Here is a 17,131-nt window from a genome sequence, read left to right as displayed (position 1 = left end):
ACTGGCGCACCGGGCCGTTCGGAGTTATGCAGCCGTTTCGGATGTTCAGCACAAGAGACGAAGATGATTGGCAATTCACGCGTGGCATTGGTGACGGGCGCCGGGTCGGGCATCGGCCGAGCTGTTGCTCTGAAGCTTCAGGCCGATGGATTTGATGTCGCTCTCCTGGGCCGGCGGGTCGCCGAGCTGGAAAAAACCGCCGCAGACGCCGTATCTGGCGGTGGCCGTTTCCTGGTCACCCCCGCCGACGTGACCGATGAAACCGCAGTCCACGCCGCATTCGAAAAGGCGCGCGCAGCTTTCGGCCGTTTGGATCTCCTATTCAATAATGCCGGAACCTTCACGCAGGGTGTTCCTCTCGAAGACCTCCCGCTCGAAGAATGGAAGCGCGTCGTTGATGTTAATCTGACGGGACCATTTCTCTGCGCGCGCGAAGCGATCCGCATCATGAAGGCGCAAACACCGGGAGGCGGACGGATCATCAACAACGGCTCCATCTCGGCGCAAGTCCCGCGTCCATTCTCGGCCGCCTACACGGCGACGAAGCACGCCATAACTGGCCTCACGAAATCCATTTCACTCGATGGCCGCGCCGACAACATCGCCTGCTCCCAAATCGATATCGGCAACGCCGCAACGGACGTCACAGCCAAAATGGCGAGCGGGATTCTTCAAGCCGACGGTCGCGTCATGGTTGAGCCGCGGATGGACGTTGCCCACGTTGCAGACGCCGTCCTCTACATCGCCAACCTGCCGCTGGATGCCAACGTGCAGTTCATGACCCTGATGGCGACGGGAATGCCCTTCATCGGCCGCGGTTGATTGAATAACCCGCGGCGCGAGAAAATCCGGCCGAAAGAAACTGCCTGAAACACGTCTTCCGGCCGGTCCCCGCTACTCTGCGACGGTGCAAGGAGGCATTCCTCTCACCTTCGCAGAGTTTTCGTGACGGCTTCAGTTCGGCAAAAGCACGCCGTCGATCACATGGATCACACCGTTCGACTGATTGACGTCGGCGATGGTGATCTTCGCCTTGTCGCCCTTGCCATCGACGACCCACCAGCCGCCCATATTGTCGCCTTCGATCATGATGTGCTCGCCTTCGACTGTCTTGAGATCGAGCTTGCCACCGTTTGCCTTGGCTTCCTTGGACATCTTCGCCGCCGAGTAATCACCCGCCACGACATGGTAGGTCAGTACGTTTGTCAGCTGCGTCTTGTTCTCAGGTTTAAGCAGCGTTGCAACCGTTCCGTCGGGAAGCTTGTCGAATGCGGCATTGGTCGGCGCGAAGACGGTGAACGGGCCTTTGCCCTCGAGCGTATTCACGAGCCCAGCCGCCTTGACCGCCGCGACGAGCGTCGTGTGGTCTTTCGAGTTGACGGCATTCTCGATGATATTCTTCGATGGGTACATCGCCGCGCCGCCGACTTCGACAGTCTTTTCCTTGGCGAACGAATTGGCGACCAAGCCCGACGACAGCGAAAGAGCGAAAACGGCTGCGCCGAGAAGAGAGACGCGATTGACGTTGAACATGGGGTGTTTCTCCGGTTGTTTCATTCGCCTCCCTGGGAGACGCGTCCGGAGTTACGGGATCAGATCGGGAGCAGTTTCAAACAGTGTGCGATTTGTTTTTTGGGTTTCGCGTGATCCAAATTGGCCCAACGCGCGTAGCCGTCCACCGATGACTTGCAGGCCGACTATCTTGCAGGAATAAGCTTGCCCGAAAAAACGACCGGGCCGGTTGGCAGACCGGTCGGCGAGCCGCCTTCGGGCTCGAGGCTCACCGCAAACGTCGCACTTTCGATCACGTCGGGTTTGTAGGCTGCAAGCGTTGGCCGCGTAATTGTCTTTGGTTCATCGATGACGCCCAGGGACTTCGGCGCGCCGAGACTGTCCTGCACAATCCACAACTCGTAGCTCTTTCCCGGTTCCGGTTTGGTAGCGACGGGCTGCACGATCATGGTCCGGTCCTCGATATTGACCGTAACGAGGAAAGCGGGAGAAGCCGCGTCTTTCTGCAGGACAGCGACGAGATTCTGCTGCTTCGGCTTCGGCTGAAAGTCTCTGACACCGAGCGCGAGGATGAGGCTCGCGGCGATAGCCGACGCTGCGATAGCCGTTGTGCGCCAAAGGTTCAGGCGGCGGCGAAGATCGACGATCGTCGCGCTTCCAGCGGAAGGAGTGCCCTTTCCATCGATGCGAGCCTCGATCTTGGCGAGGGCATCCCCAGGCGGCGCAACGGCAGGGACCAACTCAGCCAATGGGGCCAGCCTGCGCTCCCATTCTTGAATGGCAGCGTCAAGCGCCGGCTCGCGCAAGCGCCGAGCCGCAACGGAAGCGCGTTCGCCGGCATCGAGCGTGCCGAGAACGTACTCTCCGGCGATGGCGTCAATGTCGTTGTCATCAGTCATGAGCTGAGACAGCCTTTCAACTGCGCTAACGACCGGCGAAGCCAAGTTTTGATTGTATTGACAGGCTGGTCGTATTTCGTCGCCAGCTCCTCCTCGCGGCTTAAACCTTCGCAATAAGCCAGAACGACCATTTGACGGCGATCCGCTTCTAGCCGGGCCAAACAATCGGCGAGCCGCTTGGAATCTTCGCCACGCATCACGGCAGCGAGCCCCGTCTCGTCACCTGACGGAAAGTCCTGAATTTCGGGATGGTCCTCGATCGACACGGGCGATTTGCGCCTTACCTCGTCGAGGGCGCGGTTGCGAGCGATAGCTGCCATCCAGGCGATAGGTGAGGCTCTTTCAGACCTGAAGTCCCCCGCCCGCTCCCAGATTTTCACGTAAACCTCTTGAAGCACCTCGTCCGCAATGTCCCGGCGTCGCAAGATACGGAGAACAATGCCGTAAAGTTTCGCGCTTGTAGCTGCATAAACTTCAGCGAAGGCTGCCCGATCCTGCCGGGCCACGCGTTGCAGCAGAAACAGTCTCGCGCCGCCGGATCAAATATTTGCACACGGAACAATGGACCTATAACCCGACGGACGGCTGCTCGCCTAGCCGTTTGACACTCTCGTCGACCACAGAAGCCACAGCGCGACGAGAAGCAGACCGATCGCGAGCACACGTCTCACCATCTGCATGCGGTCCGCATTCTGAAGTAAGGGCCGCGCTCTCGAAGCCAAGGCAACGATCCCGCCATGAACGATGGTCGCGACGGCGACGTAAGCCAGCGTCAGGGCCATCGTCTGCGGTAGCAGATCCCGATTGGGGTCGATGAATTGCGGAAGCACCGCAATGTAGAAGACAGCCGCTTTCGGATTGAGAACATTCGTCACGAAGCCGCGAAAAAAATACCTGTCGGCCTTCGCCTGTCCGGCGTCGCCTTCTGCCGCCGTTGGGTCTTCGCCGCGCCAGATGTCGTAGGCCAGCCAGAACATGTAGAAAGCGCCGGCCCAACGGATGAACTCATAGAGCATCCGGGATTCGGAAATGAGCGCCGCGACACCAAGCGCTGCAAGAAGGCCAATCAGAAGAAGACCGGAGGCGACACCGGCAACAGCCGCGAAACCTGCGCGCCGGCCAACGTCAGAACGGCGAGATACGTCATGTTTGGGCCGGGCGTCAGCTCGATCATGAAAGAGAGCCAAAGGAACGCGAGCGGCACACCAAAGACGGCAAGCTCTTGGATGGCGCCCGGCATCGCACTCATCCTATTTCGCTGAAGCCGAAACCTCGTCGACGAGAAATTTCGTGAGGTCGCGTGTCAAGTAATGCACATGCTCAGGAAGTTCGCGCCATTCCCGGATTTTCAGCTGCGCGGGATGATCGATGTAGTCGGAATGAACGAGCACCGTCGTCATCCCGAGTGTCGATGCCGGCACGAGGTTGTGCGGCATATCTTCAAACATCGCCGCCCGTGCCGCAGGAACCGCATGCAGCTTCAGCATCCGGTCGAAGGCTTCGCGCTCGGGCTTCGGCACATATTCCATTGCCGCGATATCGCAGATGTCCTCGAAGAGATCGAGCACACCGAGTTTGCGCGCAACGTTCTCCGCGTGAAGGCGCGAGCCGTTCGTAAAAATAAGCCGGCGCCCCGGAAGGGCTGAGATTGCAGCTGCGAGGTCCGGCATGACCGGAACGACAGAGAGATCGATATCGTGCACATATTCGAGGAATGGACCGGGCGGCAGCTTGTGAACCTTCATCAGCCCGGCGAGTGTCGTACCGAATTGGCGATAGTAGGCTTTCTGCAAATGGCGCGCATGCTCGCGCGGAACACCGATTGTCTTGGCGATGAATTCGCTCATCCGCACATCGACCTGCGCAAAGAGGTTGCAGGACGCCGGATAGAGCGTGTTGTCGAGATCGAAGATCCAGGCGTCGACGTGCTCGAACCCGCGCCTAGCCGCTGCCGGCACGAGCTTCGGCAAACCCGACACTGAGGCCGGAATGGCCATCAGGTCTTGCCCCGCTTGCGCTCGGCGCGCTTCACGAGCGTGCCGACGCCGTGTTCGGTGAAGAGCTCCAACAGCACGCAGTGCGGCACGCGCCCGTCGATCACGACGACGCCTTCGACGCCCGCCTCGACGACCTCGATGCAGCCCTCGATTTTCGGGATCATACCGCCAGAAATCGCGCCGGACTTGATCATGTCGCGCGCTTCTTCGATCGAAAGGCTCGGAATGAGCTTCTTGTTCTGGTCGAGCACGCCTGAAACGTCGGTCAGCAGAAGCAGGCGCTTGGCCTGCATGCGTGCCGCAAGAGCCGACGCGAACGTATCGGCATTGACGTTCAGCGTTTCGCCTTCGCGGCTGATGGCGACGGGCGCGATCACAGGAATGAGATCGGACTTCGAAATCACTTCGACGATGTGCGGATTGACCTCCAGCGGATCGCCGACGAAGCCGATGTCGACCTTCTGCATCTCGTTCGACTGAGGGTCCGGCATTTCGGTGATCTTCTTGGCGATCATCAGGTTGGCGTCTTTGCCCGATATGCCGACCGCCTTGCCGCCTTGCCGGTTGATCGCGGAAACGATCTCCTTGTTGATCTTCCCGCAGAGAACCATCTCGACGATCTCGACCGTCGGCTTGTCCGTCACCCGCAGACCGTTAACGAAATCCGACTTGATCGCGAGCTTCTGCAGCATGCTGCCGATCTGGGGGCCGCCGCCATGCACGACGATCGGATTGATGCCGGATTGCTTCAGGTAAACGATATCCTGCGCGAAGGCTTTGAAAAGCTCCTCGTCGCCCATCGCATTACCGCCAAATTTTATGACGACGGTCTTTTCATCGTAGAGAATCAGATGCGGTATGGCTTCCGCGAGGATACGCGCTTGCTGATGTGCGCTGAGAGGCGTTTCAACCGGCGCCGCGCCAGCATTTCCCGAGAGACTTTTCGTTGACGTCACGCGCTCCCCCTTTTGCCATTCTGTTCGCGCCGGCGGGGAGCCGGTCGCTTCGTCGCGGTCTTATAGCTTCTCGGCCGAATGCCTCAACGGAATTCCCGGGCTTTGCCGCCTGCGGGCGTTACTGACGCAGGCGTTTAGGCCATCTGGGGACGAAAAGTCATTCTACCGTGCCAGGATAATGCCATTGCTGTACCTTGCCATCAGCATGTCCTTTCGGCACGTTAATGCGTTGAGTCCTGGCCAGTCTTGGCCGTCTTGGCCTTCAGTTTGGGAGACGTCGTGGGCGTGACGGCCACAGATATTACGCAGATTCCGATGTCGTCCGATCTCGGTGCCACGCTGGCACGGGGTGCCGACTTTGCCGGGTCGAGCGGCGCGGCAGAGGTTTCGCTCGAGCATTTGCTCGCAGCCCTCTGCGACGATCCCGATGCGGGCGCGGTGCTGGACGCCAGCCAAATCAACGCCGAACGCCTGAAGGCTGATGTCGTCGCGCGCGTCCTGCAAGGCACTGAACCGTCTCCTGAACGTCATGATTCCCTCGGCGTATCGAAGGACGTTCGGCGCATCCTCGAGGCTGCCGCAGCGGCCGCGCGCGGAAGCCGCAGGCGCGATATCAACGGCGCGATCGTGCTCGCCGCAATTGTCGGCGACGCGCGAAGCATGGCCGCACAAATTCTCGAAGCCCACGGGCTGACGTTCGATAACGCCATCCGGGCCCTGCAAGCCGCGCTGGCGCCGCCGCGCGAGGCACCGGCAGCGCCGCCCCCGCCCGTCGCCGACGACGTGCTTGCCCGGGCCCGCGAACGCGTCCAATCCCGTGCGACGCCGTCCTTGCGCGAAATCATGAAGGATATGCCGCGGCCCGCGCCCCCGGCGCCACCCCCGCCTAGCCCATACCCTGCTGCCGCGGTTCCCTCTGCCCCGGCCCCCGCTCCCTCGCCTGAGGAGCTTTCGGTGCCGCTGCCGGAGGTCGTCTCAGCGCCTGAGCCCCAACGCGAGCAGACTCAGCACACTCAAGAGCCAGCCCGGCAAGAGCCCACGTTCAGCAGCACGAGTGCCGCGACCGGGTCACAGCCACAGACCGAAGCCGCGCCTTCACCGGCGCTCGACGCTCCCGCACCCGCGCCGTCGTTTCCAGGGCCGCTCGACCCGCAATTGCCGACTGGCGGCGAGCGCGAAGCGCCCGGAGCGCACCAGCATCGGCACGAACCGAGCTTTGGCGGCGGCGCGCCAGCAGCGCAACCGGAGCGTCCGCAGCCAGGGCGTGCCCAGCCCGAACCGTCGTGGTCTCATCCCGCTTGGCAGGGACAGCAAGCTCCGGCCGCACCCGCGAGGCCGAACGACCAGTCATTTCAGCAGCCCTATCAGCCCGGCCCGGCATCGCCACAGGCGAGCCCCGCACCCCCGCCCGATATTTTCGCGGACCTGCCACCGCGCCCCCAACCTTCGAGGATACAGCCGCCTCCAATTCCGCCCGGAGCGCCGATCCACGGCGGACCCGTCAACCCGCGGATGCGTGGCCCTATGCCTTCCGGTCCCGTGCCTTCGGCTCCAATGCCGTCGGCGCCGATGGGACCCGCACAGGGTGCCCCAATGGCGCCGGGTTCGGCACCTCCGGGTTCGAGATCCGCTCTCGGTCACGATCCTGCATTCCGGGCCGACTCTCCAATGGGCCCGCCTGTTTCGCAGCGCCCAGCGCCGGACGGCAAAGTGCGTCGCAAGGAAAAACGCGCCAAGGGCCAGAACGTCGACACCGGACAGCTCGCGGAAAATATTCCGCGCTCGATGCGCGTCGGCAAAACCTCGCGCGCTGAGATCCGCATCGCCAAATCCTCGGTCAAGGCGCTGACGGAAGGACTCGAAGGGGGTGGCCAAGTCTGGCAGCACGCGGTTGCCGTCACGAAGGCAATGTCGGTTCGCGTTCGCGCGCCCGAAGGCGGATTCTTCATCGAATCCGCATCACCCGAGACGCAATGGATCGAAAGCAATCTGGGCTACGCGAGCGACGATTTCGCGAGCTGGCGTTTTCTGATCACGCCGCAATCGCGCGGCTGGTCGAGCCTGCAGATTATCGTCTCCGCCCGCACGATCGGCGCTGACGGCGTCGCGGCGGAAACCGCGCTTCCCGATCAGACCATTGAAGTAAAGGTCCGCGCCAACATCGCACGAACCCTCACGCGCTTTCTCGGTTGGACGGTCGCGGCGGTCCTCGGTGGCGCGCTCGCAACGTTCGGCGAATCCGGAATGGCCCTAATGCAGAAGGTCCTGCACTGACGTCACTTGCCGTGCGATTCCAGAAGTTGCGCGATCGTTCCTCGCAACTCCTCGAATCCGAGCCCCTTCTCCGATGACGTCGCGATGATGGCCGGAAATGCCGCCGGATGCTTCGCGAGCGCTTTCAGCGTGCGCTCCATGACTTTTTCGAGGTCCGTCGGTTTGATCTTGTCCGCTTTGGTCAGCACGACCTGATAGGACACGGCCGCCCCGTCGAGCAGATCCAGGATCTCATCGTCCGGCGGCTTCAGCCCATGGCGCGCATCGATGAGAAGAAACACTCTGAGAAGCGTTCGCCGTCCGGCGAGATAGGCGCGAATGACCTTGTTCCAGGCCGCCACCTTTTCTTTCGGAGCTTCCGCAAACCCGTAACCGGGCATGTCCACGAGAAAGAGATCGCGCTCCGGATCGGTGAAGAAATTCAGCTCCTGCGTCCGCCCCGGCGTGTTCGACGCGCGCGCCAGCCGAAGCTGGCCGACGAGCGCATTGATGAGGCTCGACTTGCCGACATTTGAACGTCCGGCGAAGGCAATCTCCGGCCGGTCGTCGGGCGGCAGGTGATCAAGATCGGGCGTGCCGCGCGCAAAAGTCCAGGCACGCGTGAAAAGACGCCGGCCCTTTTCTATCTCGTCAGCCGATATCGTCGCGACGTCTGTCATTATCTGATCCGATGGAGCGGCCCCCGCAAAAAGGGGCCGCCTCCGGCAAAGTTATTTGCCGGAGCCGCCACTGGCTCCGAACAATCGTAAAAGCGGAGCAAACGTTCGTTTGAGATTCCCGAATAGATGAATCTCTGCGCCCGCCCGCTTGTTGATCAGCATCTGCTGCGCGATCGAGAGCGTGTTGCTCCACGCCCAGTAGATCACGAGACCCGCCGGGAAGCTCGCCAGCAGGAACGTGAACATCACCGGCATCCACTGGAAGATCTGCTGCTGGATCGGATCGGGCTGCGGCGGGTTGAGTTGCATCTGAACCCACATCGTGATGCCCATGATCAGCGGCCACACGCCGATGTGCAGGAACTCCGGCGTCGCGAACGGAAGCAGTCCGAACAGATTGAAGAGCGACGTCGGATCGGGCGCGGAAAGATCGTGGATCCAGCCGAAGAACGGCGCGTGACGCATGTCGATCGTGACGAACAGCACCTTATAGAGCGCGAAGAAGACCGGGATCTGCAAGAGGATCGGCCAACAGCCGGCAAGCGGGTTGATCTTCTCCTTGCGATAAAGTTCGAAGATCTCTTTCTGCTGCCGCTGCGGGTCATCCTTATGCAGCTCTTTGATGCGCGCCATTTCCGGCTGCATCATCTTCATGCGCGCCATGCTCTCGTACTGCTTGGTGGCGAGCGGATAGAACGCCGCCTTCACGATCACCGTCAGAATGAGAATGGTGATGCCGAAGTTGTGCACGACCCCATTGATGAGCTCCATCAAATGGAAGAGCGGACGCGTGATGAAATAGAACCAACCCCAATCGATCATGCGGTCGAAGCGCAGGATATGCAGCGCGTTCTCATACCCGTCGATCAAAGAAGCTTTCTTGGCGCCAGCGAACAGATGCCCTTCGGTTCCCTTGCGCATCCCCGGCGGCACGGAGAGAGCGCCGCGCAGATAGTCCGTCTGGAACGCGTCCTTGCCGCCCGGATCGCGAGCGGGCAGCGCGGTATACGTCGCGCGATACGGAGCTGTCTGATCAGGAACGAGCGACGTCGCCCAGTATTTGTCCGTTATGCCGAGCCAGCCGCCGATGACATTCTCGAATGTCGTCGGAACGCCGCTTTTGACGGCGTCGGCAAACCTGAACTCTTGAAGACCGTGCTCGCCGGAAACGCCGACGAGACCTTCATGCAGAACCGAAAAGACCTGCGAGGGCGGATGGCCGCTGCGATGCACGCGCGCGTAGGGCATCAGAGTGATCTCTGCACCGGTCTTGTTCTCGACCTCGTCGACGACCTTGAACATATAGTCCTTGTCGACCGAAATGATGCGATGGAACACGACCCCTTGGCCGTTGTCCCACACCAAGCTCACCGGAGTTTCCGGCGTCAGCGTCGTCCCGCTTTCGACCGTCCAAGCCGCGTCGCGGTCCGGCACCTTGATCGCCGAACCCGCTTGGGGCACCCAGCCGAATTCAGCAAAATAAGGATCGATCGAACCGGCAGGCGACAGCAGCGTCACCTTCGGGCTGTTGGGATCGACCGTCTCGCGATATTTCGACAGCACGAGATCGTCGATACGGCCGCTCTTCAGATCGATCGAGCCCTCGAGTGACGGCGTGGCGATCTCGACCCGCGGCGATTGCTTGAGAATTTCTTCGCGCGTCAGCGGCTTTTCAGGCGGCGGCGGCGTTGTGCCGGGAACAGCTGTGGACGGAGGAGCAACCGGCGAGGTGGCGCCGTTGGGCGGGCGCTCGACGTTCGCCGTGCCGTTGTTCTGGGCGTTGTTGAATTCCTGGCGTGCCTGCTCGTGTTGAATTTGCGGGCGCGCGAAAAAGTACTGCCAGCCCATCAGCACCACGATCGACAGCACCACGGCGAGGATCAGGTTGTTCTGGTCTTTGGGATCGTTGGGAGAGCTCATCAAATCCTCAGGGCACGGCGCCGGCGGCAGGGGCCTGGTTCAGGCCCGGAAGCGATGGCGGAAACTGGTCATAAAAGGAAGGGGACACCCAGTCACGCTGAACCTTTTTTATCAACTCGGATTTTATCGGTTCGGACTGGCCTGCTGCGGGCTAGCGCGGACATGGCTTGGCTGACGTCGCCAAGTAGCAGGGCAAACGGACGGTCCAGGGCGGCGCGGCGGGCAACCACGACATAGTCGCAGGACCCGAGTTCCCTTCGTTTGAGGTCTGCCGCGAAAGCCGCCTTCAGGCGGCGGCGAATACGGTTACGTGTAACCGCGTTGCCAATTTTCTTTGTGATCGTGAACCCGAAACGGGGCCCCGTGCCGACGCGCTTCGGCGCGTCGGATCGTTCACGCATTTCAATCAGAAATGCCGGCGTGGATGATCGCCGGCCGCCACGCACAGCCAGAAATTCGGACCGCACTTTGAGCGTTGGCAGGATCGGAATGACAGCCTCCAGAGCCGCGACAAAGCGACAGCGGGGCCTTGGCGCTAGACCCGACTAGGCCGAAAGACGCTTGCGGCCCTTCGAACGACGGCGCGCCAGAACTTTCTGACCACCGGCCGTCAGCATACGCTTGCGAAATCCGTGGCGGCGCTTGCGAACAAGGCGGCTCGGTTGATATGTGCGCTTCACGGAACTCTCCGTCCAAGTCTCTTGAGCCGCACCCAGTGCTGGACGCCGGCATATTGCTTATTTTTTTCCGAGACTTACCAATACACATCGCCCGGGGCTCAAGACCCCAGCAGAGTGCAGATATCTCGGGAATTCGCGCCCTTATAGTCGGGCCGATGGGGCAAGTCAACGAGCGCAAGCCACAGCAACCGTTCTAATCCGAAGGATGATGTCTGTCGTCTGTAATTGCCTGCAAAGCAACCTCGCCGCGCCGCTAGTCGTATATGCCGCAATAAAGCCCTCGCCCCTGCGCGCTTGCTAGCAGGGGATAGCGAGGATCTCCCGCACCCAAAGCGGCACCGGCATATTAAACTATCCCGATGACGCCGTTGGAGACTGACGCCCGCATCTTCCCGGCGAGCATCAAAAGCGCATTCGAATTAGCCGAACCAATTTCATTTCTGGGATCGCCCTTTATGCCCAAGGACACGGCCGACGAAGCCCCTCAGAGCCAAAACATCGAAACCGATTTTTGCATAATCGGTGCGGGCGCCGGTGGCTTGGCCCTCGCCTCGGCCGCGGCCGCATTCGGCCAGCGCGTGGTTCTGATCGAAAAGCACAAAATGGGCGGGGACAGCCTCAACTACGGAGGCGTGCAGTCGAAAGCACTGCTGGCTGCAGCCAAACGAGCCTACGCCATGCGCACCGCATCGCCCTTCGGCATCCGTGGTGTCGAGCCGCTCATCGACCATGCCGCGGTCAATCATTACATCGACGACGTGACGGCGAAAATTTCACCGAACTTTTCCATCGAGCGTTTCACAGGCCTCGGCATCCGCGTCATCTCGGCAGCTGCGAAATTCGTCGACCGGTCGACGGTTGTAGCTGGCGACTACCGGATCACAGCGCGCCGGATCGTCATCGCAACGGGCTCCTCGCCAATCATTCCGCCTATTCCAGGCCTGGCGGATGTCCCCTATTTCACGAACGAAACAATTTTCGACAATACGGGCCTGATCCCGCACCTCCTCATAATCGGCGCCGGAACGACCGGATTGGAACTTGCGCAGGCTTATCGCCGCCTTGGTTCACGCGTGACGGTGCTCGACAACGCCCATGCGCTCGGTGCCGAAGACCCCGAACTCGCAGGCGCGCTCATCACGCGGCTTTCTGACGAAGGCATCGTCATTCGCGAAGGCGTGCAGATAAAGCGCGTCTCGGGCACGGCGGGGAAAATCGTCGTCGAACTTCAAACCAATGCGGCTTCCGAAACCATCGAAGGGACGGCGATCCTCCTCGCAGCCGGACGGAAAGCCAACATTGCCGATCTCGGTCTCGACGCCGCCGGCGTAAAGGTCACGCAAACCGCCATCAAAGTTAACGCCGGATTGAGAACGGCAAATAGTCATGTGTTCGCGATCGGCGACGCAACGGGCGCACCGCGATACGCGCACGTCGCGGGCGAGCATGCCGAGACAGTCTTGCGGAGATCGCTTTTCCGCCTGCCTGCGCGAGCAAAGGCCCGCATCGCGCCACGCGTCGTCTTTACAGACCCCGAACTTGCAACTGTCGGCCTCAACGAAACCGAGGCGCGCGCCAAGTACGGCAGAATAAACGTCCTGCGTTGGCCCTATCACGAGAACGACCGGGCCCAGCTCGAACACGCGACCGACGGGCACATAAAGGTCATAACGTCGAAGCACGGGAAAATATTGGGCGCAGGCATCGTCGGAGCCGAGGCCAGCGAGTTGATTCAGATGTGGTCGCTCGCCATATCCCAAGGCCTCAACATCAAGGCGATGACGGAATGGATTTCGCCCTACCCGACGCTTTCGGAGATCAACAAGAAAGCTGCATTCCGTTACTTTGCAACAGTCCCGAGTAACCCCTTTTTGCGCAAAGTCATCGCGTTACTGGCAAAGCTCGGTTAATGATCTCCGCCAATGGAGAAGTACGATCCGGTGCAGCGCGCAATTACCAACGGCAGCAACCCAGGGACTGACGACCTGAAGGCGAAGACGTCTTTTGCCGGCGCGCCCTGGCATGCCCTGAAGCACCTCTGGGAAAGCCGCAGCCTTCCGGCGAAGCTCATCATCCTCACGGCCGCATTCGTTCTGCTCGCCGAAGCGCTGATCTTTCTGCCGTCGATCGCAAGCTACCGCGTGACCTGGCTTCAAGAACGGCTGACGGCGGCGCAACTTGCTGCTCTAACTTCCGATGCCTTTCCCGGCGGACAAATCCCATCGGCTCTCCGCGCCGATCTCCTTCGAACTGCGCAAGTGCGCGCAATCGCATCGAGGAGTGAAGGCGAGCGCCGGATGGTATTTCCGCCCGAAGGCGACCTGACCATCGACTACGTGTATTACCTGCCGCCCGAGCCCGACACCTTCTGGGAAAGCCTGACGACACGTCTCCAGCAGGCCAAGGATGCAGTGACGACGCTGCTCTCGAGTGATCGCACCATCCGTGTCATTGGTCACAGCGGGCCCGACAACAACGACCTGATCGAAATCGTCATTCCGGAAGCGCCGCTCAAAGCGGCGATGATCCGCTACGGCATGAACATTCTCTGGCTGTCGATCATCCTTTCGGTGCTGACGGCGGTCGTCGTGTATTTTGCGCTGAGCCGCCTGTTCGTGAAGCCGCTGACGCGCATCACGAGCAACATGCTGCACTTTGCGGAAAACCCCGAAGATCAAAGCCGCATCATGCCGGAGACCGGCCGCAGCGACGAGATCGGCATCGCCGAACGCGAGCTTGCAAGCATGCAGCGTCAGCTCGGCAATTTGCTCACTCAGAAGAACCGTCTTGCGCAACTCGGCATGGCGGTTTCGAAGATCAATCACGATTTGCGCAACATGCTCGCGAATGCGCAGCTGATATCCGACAGGCTCGTCGATCTTCCCGACCCGACGGTGCAGCGGTTTGTTCCAAAACTCATTGCGTCCCTCGATCGGGCTATTCAGTTCTGCAATTCATCGCTGCAATTCGGCGGCGTTTCCGAAGCGGCCCCACGCCGCGAATTGATGTTGCTGAAGCCTCTCATCGAAGAAGTCGCCGACAGTCAGGGCCTGCCGCGCGAAGGCACCGTTGCATTCGTCACCGACATGGACGCGAAGCTCAGGGTCGACGCCGATCAGGAGCACCTGTTCCGCGCCTTGAGCAATCTCATACGCAACGCCGCCCAGGCGATCGAAAGTGTTGAAGGTAAAACCGACGGCGAGATTCGCGTTGCCGCCCATCGCGAAGGGCGCAAGGTCATCGTCGATGTGACGGATAACGGCACCGGCATTCCACCAAAGGCGCGGGAAAATCTTTTCAAGGCATTCCAAGGCTCGACCAAAAAGGGTGGAACGGGCCTCGGCCTCGTCATCGCGGCCGAGCTTGTACAGGCCCACGGCGGCTCGCTGAAGCTTATGGACAGCAAAAAAGGCGCGCATTTCCGCATAGAGCTGCCGGATCGGCACGTCGACTGAAACGGCCTCGATAGCGCCCATTCTCGCCCCTCGCAGCGCATCGGGATTAGCGATCAACGCGAAGGTCGGGGGGAGCGCGGCGACTCGTCCGCTAAAGCTCTGTCCGAAGCACTTGCGCTCCGCGACGCGACCCACTAGAGAGGGGTGCTTCGCCGCCCGGCCACACCGCCGGACGGGGCCATCCACCCCAATGCGACGAAAAATGCGCCGGTAGCTCAGTTGGATAGAGCACCAGACTACGAATCTGGGGGTCGTGGGTTCGAATCCTTCCCGGCGCGCCAATTGGACATATCCAGGACACGAGCGCGACATAAGCTCCAGGACACGAGCGCGACATAAGCGGGACACTGGCGTCCGCGATCGACCTCGCGACACTGCGTGAACATCGTCCTAACGGCCTCAAAAGAGGCCCAGGGCGTCTCCAAAAATTCTGACAGAACCCAAAGAGCTAAAGGCTCCCGGCCTGCGAAACCGCACTCTGTCTGGTGGTGCTCGCGGCCCTGGCCGGGTCATGTTTCCAGGAATGACAGGGGCTTCATCCTTCTCAATCGAGCCGTGCGCCGTTGCGGCTGGTAATCCGCGGCGACCCCGCCTTTACGTCTGTCCTGATTTTTTGGGTCTACGTGGATCGACTTCGGAAGTGGATGAGTCTTCCCCGTTCATGATTTGCGAATCGAGACGGTCGATCGTCGGCGCGGCTGTCGACTGATAGTGCTCGCCTCCGGCAACACTGAAGGAGATATCATATCGCTTCGATGACGGCGACGTGCTGACGGAGGCGACGATGATGCTCGACTCTCTCAGCGCGACTTACGCGAAGTAAGGCTACGCCCGCGACAGCCGCCCCGGCAGATGAGCAAAGCCTGGGTTGCGGAAAAGAAGCCCCGCGCCGAAGCCGCGGGGAGTTCCGTTGAATCGCTTGGGATTGCACTGCATGATCCCGTTCTGCTCATTCAGGGAATCAGGGAAGCATATGGCGGCCGAGGGTTTAGCGCATACGATAGGTCCAGCAGTTGTGCTGATGGCGGCAGCCGTGGTCGCAGTTCCGATATTTCGCCGACTGGGCCTCGGTTCGGTTCTCGGATATTTCACCGCAGGCGCGCTGGTGGGACCCTCGATACTCGGACTGTTCGAGGATCCCTCGATGATCCTGCATTTTTCCGAACTCGGTGTGGTGATGTTCCTATTCGTCATCGGATTGGAATTGCGCCCCCAAAAGCTCTGGAAAATGCGCGGCCAGATTTTCGGCCTCGGCCTAGCGCAGGTCCTGATCTGCATGGCGCTCCTCACCCTGACCGGGAAATTCCTGTTCAACCTCGCCTGGGTGCCAGCGTTTGTGGCCGGCGCGGGCTTCGTCCTGTCTTCCACTGCCGTCATCATGTCGATCCTGCAGGAACGTGGGGAACTGGCCGAGCCCGAGGGGCAGAAATCGGTTTCTATCCTCCTGTTCGAGGATTTGATGATCGTTCCTCTGCTGGCTCTCGTCGCCTTTCTGTCCCCTGTTTCCCGCGTCGAAGGCGGGTTCGAAGGTTTCGTTATTGCGGTCGGGGCCGTCGCGCTGCTGATCCTTGCAGGCAGATATCTGCTCAATCCCTTCTTCGCGCTTCTGGCGCGCGCGCGGGCCCGCGAATTGCTCTCGGCGGGTGCCCTACTGATAGTTCTGGGAGCCGCGCTGCTGATGGAGGCGTCGGGCCTGTCAATGGCCATGGGAGCGTTCCTGGCCGGTGTGATGCTGTCTGGTTCCAGCTATCGCCATCAGATCGAGAGCGACATCGAGCCCTTTCGAGGCCTGCTCATGGGTCTGTTCTTTCTCGCCGTCGGCATGTCGCTCGACCTTCAAATCGTCATTGCGCAATGGCCGCTGCTGATCGCTCTTCTTGCGGCCTACGTGGTGGTCAAGGCGATCGGTATCTATACGGTGGCACGCGCGTTCGGCGCCACCAATCATGCCGCCCTGCATCGCACTTCGATGTTCGCTCAGGGTGGTGAGTTTGCCTTCGTGCTTTACCTCGCCGCATCGCAGGGCGGCGTGATCACGGAGATGGAGAGTGCGGTCTTCTCGACCGTCGTCATCTTGTCGATGGCGTTGACGCCGCTGCTTATCATCCTGGCTGACCGGCTGTTGAAGGAGAATGTTTCACTGGACGGAGTCGAAGCGGCGCGGGACCTGAAAGGTCAGGTGCTGATGATCGGTTTCGGACGCTTCGGCCAGGTCGCCTCTCAGGTCCTGCTTTCCAAAGGCGTCGACGTCTCCATGATCGAAAACAATCCCGACCGCATTCGGGAAGCCGGGAAATTCGGTTTCAAGATCTTCTACGGTGACGGAACGCGGCTGGATATTCTGCATCATTCTGGCGCTCAGAGCGCTGAAGTCATCATGGTCTGCGTGGACGATCGCAAGGCGTCGAACCAGATCGTCGAACTGATCAAGGCCGAGTTCCCAATGGCCAAGCTCCTGGTGCGCAGCCGGGATCGAGGCCACTCGATCGAGCTGATCCGCGCCGGCGTGGACTATGAAATTCGCGAGACGGTCGAATCCGCCTTCCTCATGGGCGCCGAGGGATTGAACGCACTTGGTTGTTCGTCCGGAGACGTAGAGCAAGCGCTAGAGGATGTGCGGCGCCGGGATGCGGAACGTCTTATAGAACAAGTGCAAGGCGATATCTTTTCAGGGCGAGACCGGCTGATTACCCAGCCGACGCCGGAACCGTTGACGGTTCCATCCAGCCGTCATGAACGAAAGGACCAGCGCCCATGACCTCGACCGGGCGCGATCCGT

At 60.8% G+C, this 17,131-nt stretch carries 15 protein-coding genes and 1 tRNA gene; 6 read left to right on the top strand and 10 right to left on the bottom strand.

Annotated features, from left to right (window positions below; genetic code table 11):
• Positions 1-63 precede the first annotated feature (63 nt).
• Complete coding sequence (locus BM399_RS17875; RefSeq protein WP_092869051.1) at positions 64-822, top strand: SDR family oxidoreductase; 759 nt, start codon at positions 64-66, stop codon at positions 820-822.
• Between the two features lie 132 nt (positions 823-954).
• On the opposite strand, the gene BM399_RS17870 is transcribed toward BM399_RS17875, so the two are convergent.
• From BM399_RS17870 to argB, 6 genes are all read right to left on the bottom strand, one after another.
• Positions 955-1,557: a fasciclin domain-containing protein gene (locus tag BM399_RS17870; RefSeq protein ID WP_244531334.1), complete on the bottom strand. Its 603-nt coding sequence runs from the start codon at positions 1,555-1,557 to the stop codon at positions 955-957.
• 140 nt (positions 1,558-1,697) lie between these two features.
• Positions 1,698-2,411 carry an anti-sigma factor gene (locus tag BM399_RS17865; protein ID WP_092869049.1) on the bottom strand — a complete coding sequence of 238 codons (714 nt, stop codon included), beginning with the start codon at positions 2,409-2,411 and terminating at the stop codon, positions 1,698-1,700.
• Positions 2,408-2,935, bottom strand: coding sequence for a sigma-70 family RNA polymerase sigma factor (locus BM399_RS17860; protein ID WP_092869048.1), 528 nt, complete (start codon positions 2,933-2,935; stop codon positions 2,408-2,410). The genes BM399_RS17865 and BM399_RS17860 overlap by 4 nt, the downstream gene beginning before the upstream one ends.
• A gap of 69 nt (positions 2,936-3,004) precedes the next feature.
• Positions 3,005-3,598: a LysE family translocator gene (locus BM399_RS17855; protein ID WP_342028756.1), complete on the bottom strand. Its 594-nt coding sequence runs from the start codon at positions 3,596-3,598 to the stop codon at positions 3,005-3,007.
• Positions 3,599-3,661: 63 nt separating this feature from the next.
• On the bottom strand, positions 3,662-4,408 hold the full coding sequence (locus BM399_RS17850) for a pyrimidine 5'-nucleotidase (protein WP_092869047.1): 747 nt from the start codon (positions 4,406-4,408) through the stop codon (positions 3,662-3,664).
• On the bottom strand, positions 4,408-5,364 hold the full coding sequence (argB, locus tag BM399_RS17845; protein ID WP_177228202.1) for an acetylglutamate kinase: 957 nt from the start codon (positions 5,362-5,364) through the stop codon (positions 4,408-4,410). Before argB ends, BM399_RS17850 begins: the two co-directional genes overlap by 1 nt.
• A 285-nt stretch (positions 5,365-5,649) precedes the next feature.
• Between argB and BM399_RS17840 the strand changes: the two genes are divergently transcribed.
• Positions 5,650-7,638, top strand: coding sequence for a Clp protease N-terminal domain-containing protein (locus BM399_RS17840; RefSeq protein ID WP_244531333.1), 1,989 nt, complete (start codon positions 5,650-5,652; stop codon positions 7,636-7,638).
• 2 nt (positions 7,639-7,640) lie between these two features.
• Here the strand turns inward: BM399_RS17840 and yihA are convergent, their stop codons facing one another.
• The 4 genes from yihA to rpmH form a co-directional block, all read right to left on the bottom strand.
• Positions 7,641-8,297, bottom strand: a complete 657-nt coding sequence (gene yihA, locus BM399_RS17835) for a ribosome biogenesis GTP-binding protein YihA/YsxC (protein WP_092869046.1) — start codon at positions 8,295-8,297, stop codon at positions 7,641-7,643.
• Between the two features lie 51 nt (positions 8,298-8,348).
• Positions 8,349-10,217 (bottom strand): membrane protein insertase YidC, encoded by a 1,869-nt coding sequence (gene yidC / locus BM399_RS17830; RefSeq protein WP_092869045.1) that lies wholly within the window; start codon positions 10,215-10,217, stop codon positions 8,349-8,351.
• Between the two features lie 92 nt (positions 10,218-10,309).
• Positions 10,310-10,684 carry a ribonuclease P protein component gene (gene rnpA / locus BM399_RS17825; RefSeq protein ID WP_280140587.1) on the bottom strand — a complete coding sequence of 125 codons (375 nt, stop codon included), beginning with the start codon at positions 10,682-10,684 and terminating at the stop codon, positions 10,310-10,312.
• Positions 10,685-10,762: 78 nt separating this feature from the next.
• Entirely contained in the window at positions 10,763-10,897 is a 135-nt protein-coding gene (gene rpmH, locus BM399_RS17820) for a 50S ribosomal protein L34 (RefSeq protein ID WP_092869043.1), read from the bottom strand.
• A 455-nt stretch (positions 10,898-11,352) separates the two neighbouring features.
• Between rpmH and BM399_RS17815 the strand changes: the two genes are divergently transcribed.
• From BM399_RS17815 to BM399_RS17800, 4 genes are all read left to right on the top strand, one after another.
• Positions 11,353-12,807: a dihydrolipoyl dehydrogenase family protein gene (locus BM399_RS17815; RefSeq protein WP_092869197.1), complete on the top strand. Its 1,455-nt coding sequence runs from the start codon at positions 11,353-11,355 to the stop codon at positions 12,805-12,807.
• Between the two features lie 12 nt (positions 12,808-12,819).
• Complete coding sequence (locus tag BM399_RS17810; RefSeq protein WP_092869042.1) at positions 12,820-14,352, top strand: sensor histidine kinase; 1,533 nt, start codon at positions 12,820-12,822, stop codon at positions 14,350-14,352.
• Positions 14,353-14,556: 204 nt separating this feature from the next.
• Positions 14,557-14,633, top strand: a tRNA-Arg gene (locus tag BM399_RS17805).
• Between the two features lie 692 nt (positions 14,634-15,325).
• On the top strand, positions 15,326-17,110 hold the full coding sequence (locus BM399_RS17800; protein WP_092869041.1) for a monovalent cation:proton antiporter-2 (CPA2) family protein: 1,785 nt from the start codon (positions 15,326-15,328) through the stop codon (positions 17,108-17,110).
• Positions 17,111-17,131 lie beyond the last annotated feature (21 nt).

It is taken from the genome of Hyphomicrobium facile (assembly GCF_900116175.1).
GTDB lineage: Bacteria > Pseudomonadota > Alphaproteobacteria > Rhizobiales > Hyphomicrobiaceae > Hyphomicrobium_B > Hyphomicrobium_B facile.
This window is presented reverse-complemented; position numbering and strand designations above follow the sequence as displayed.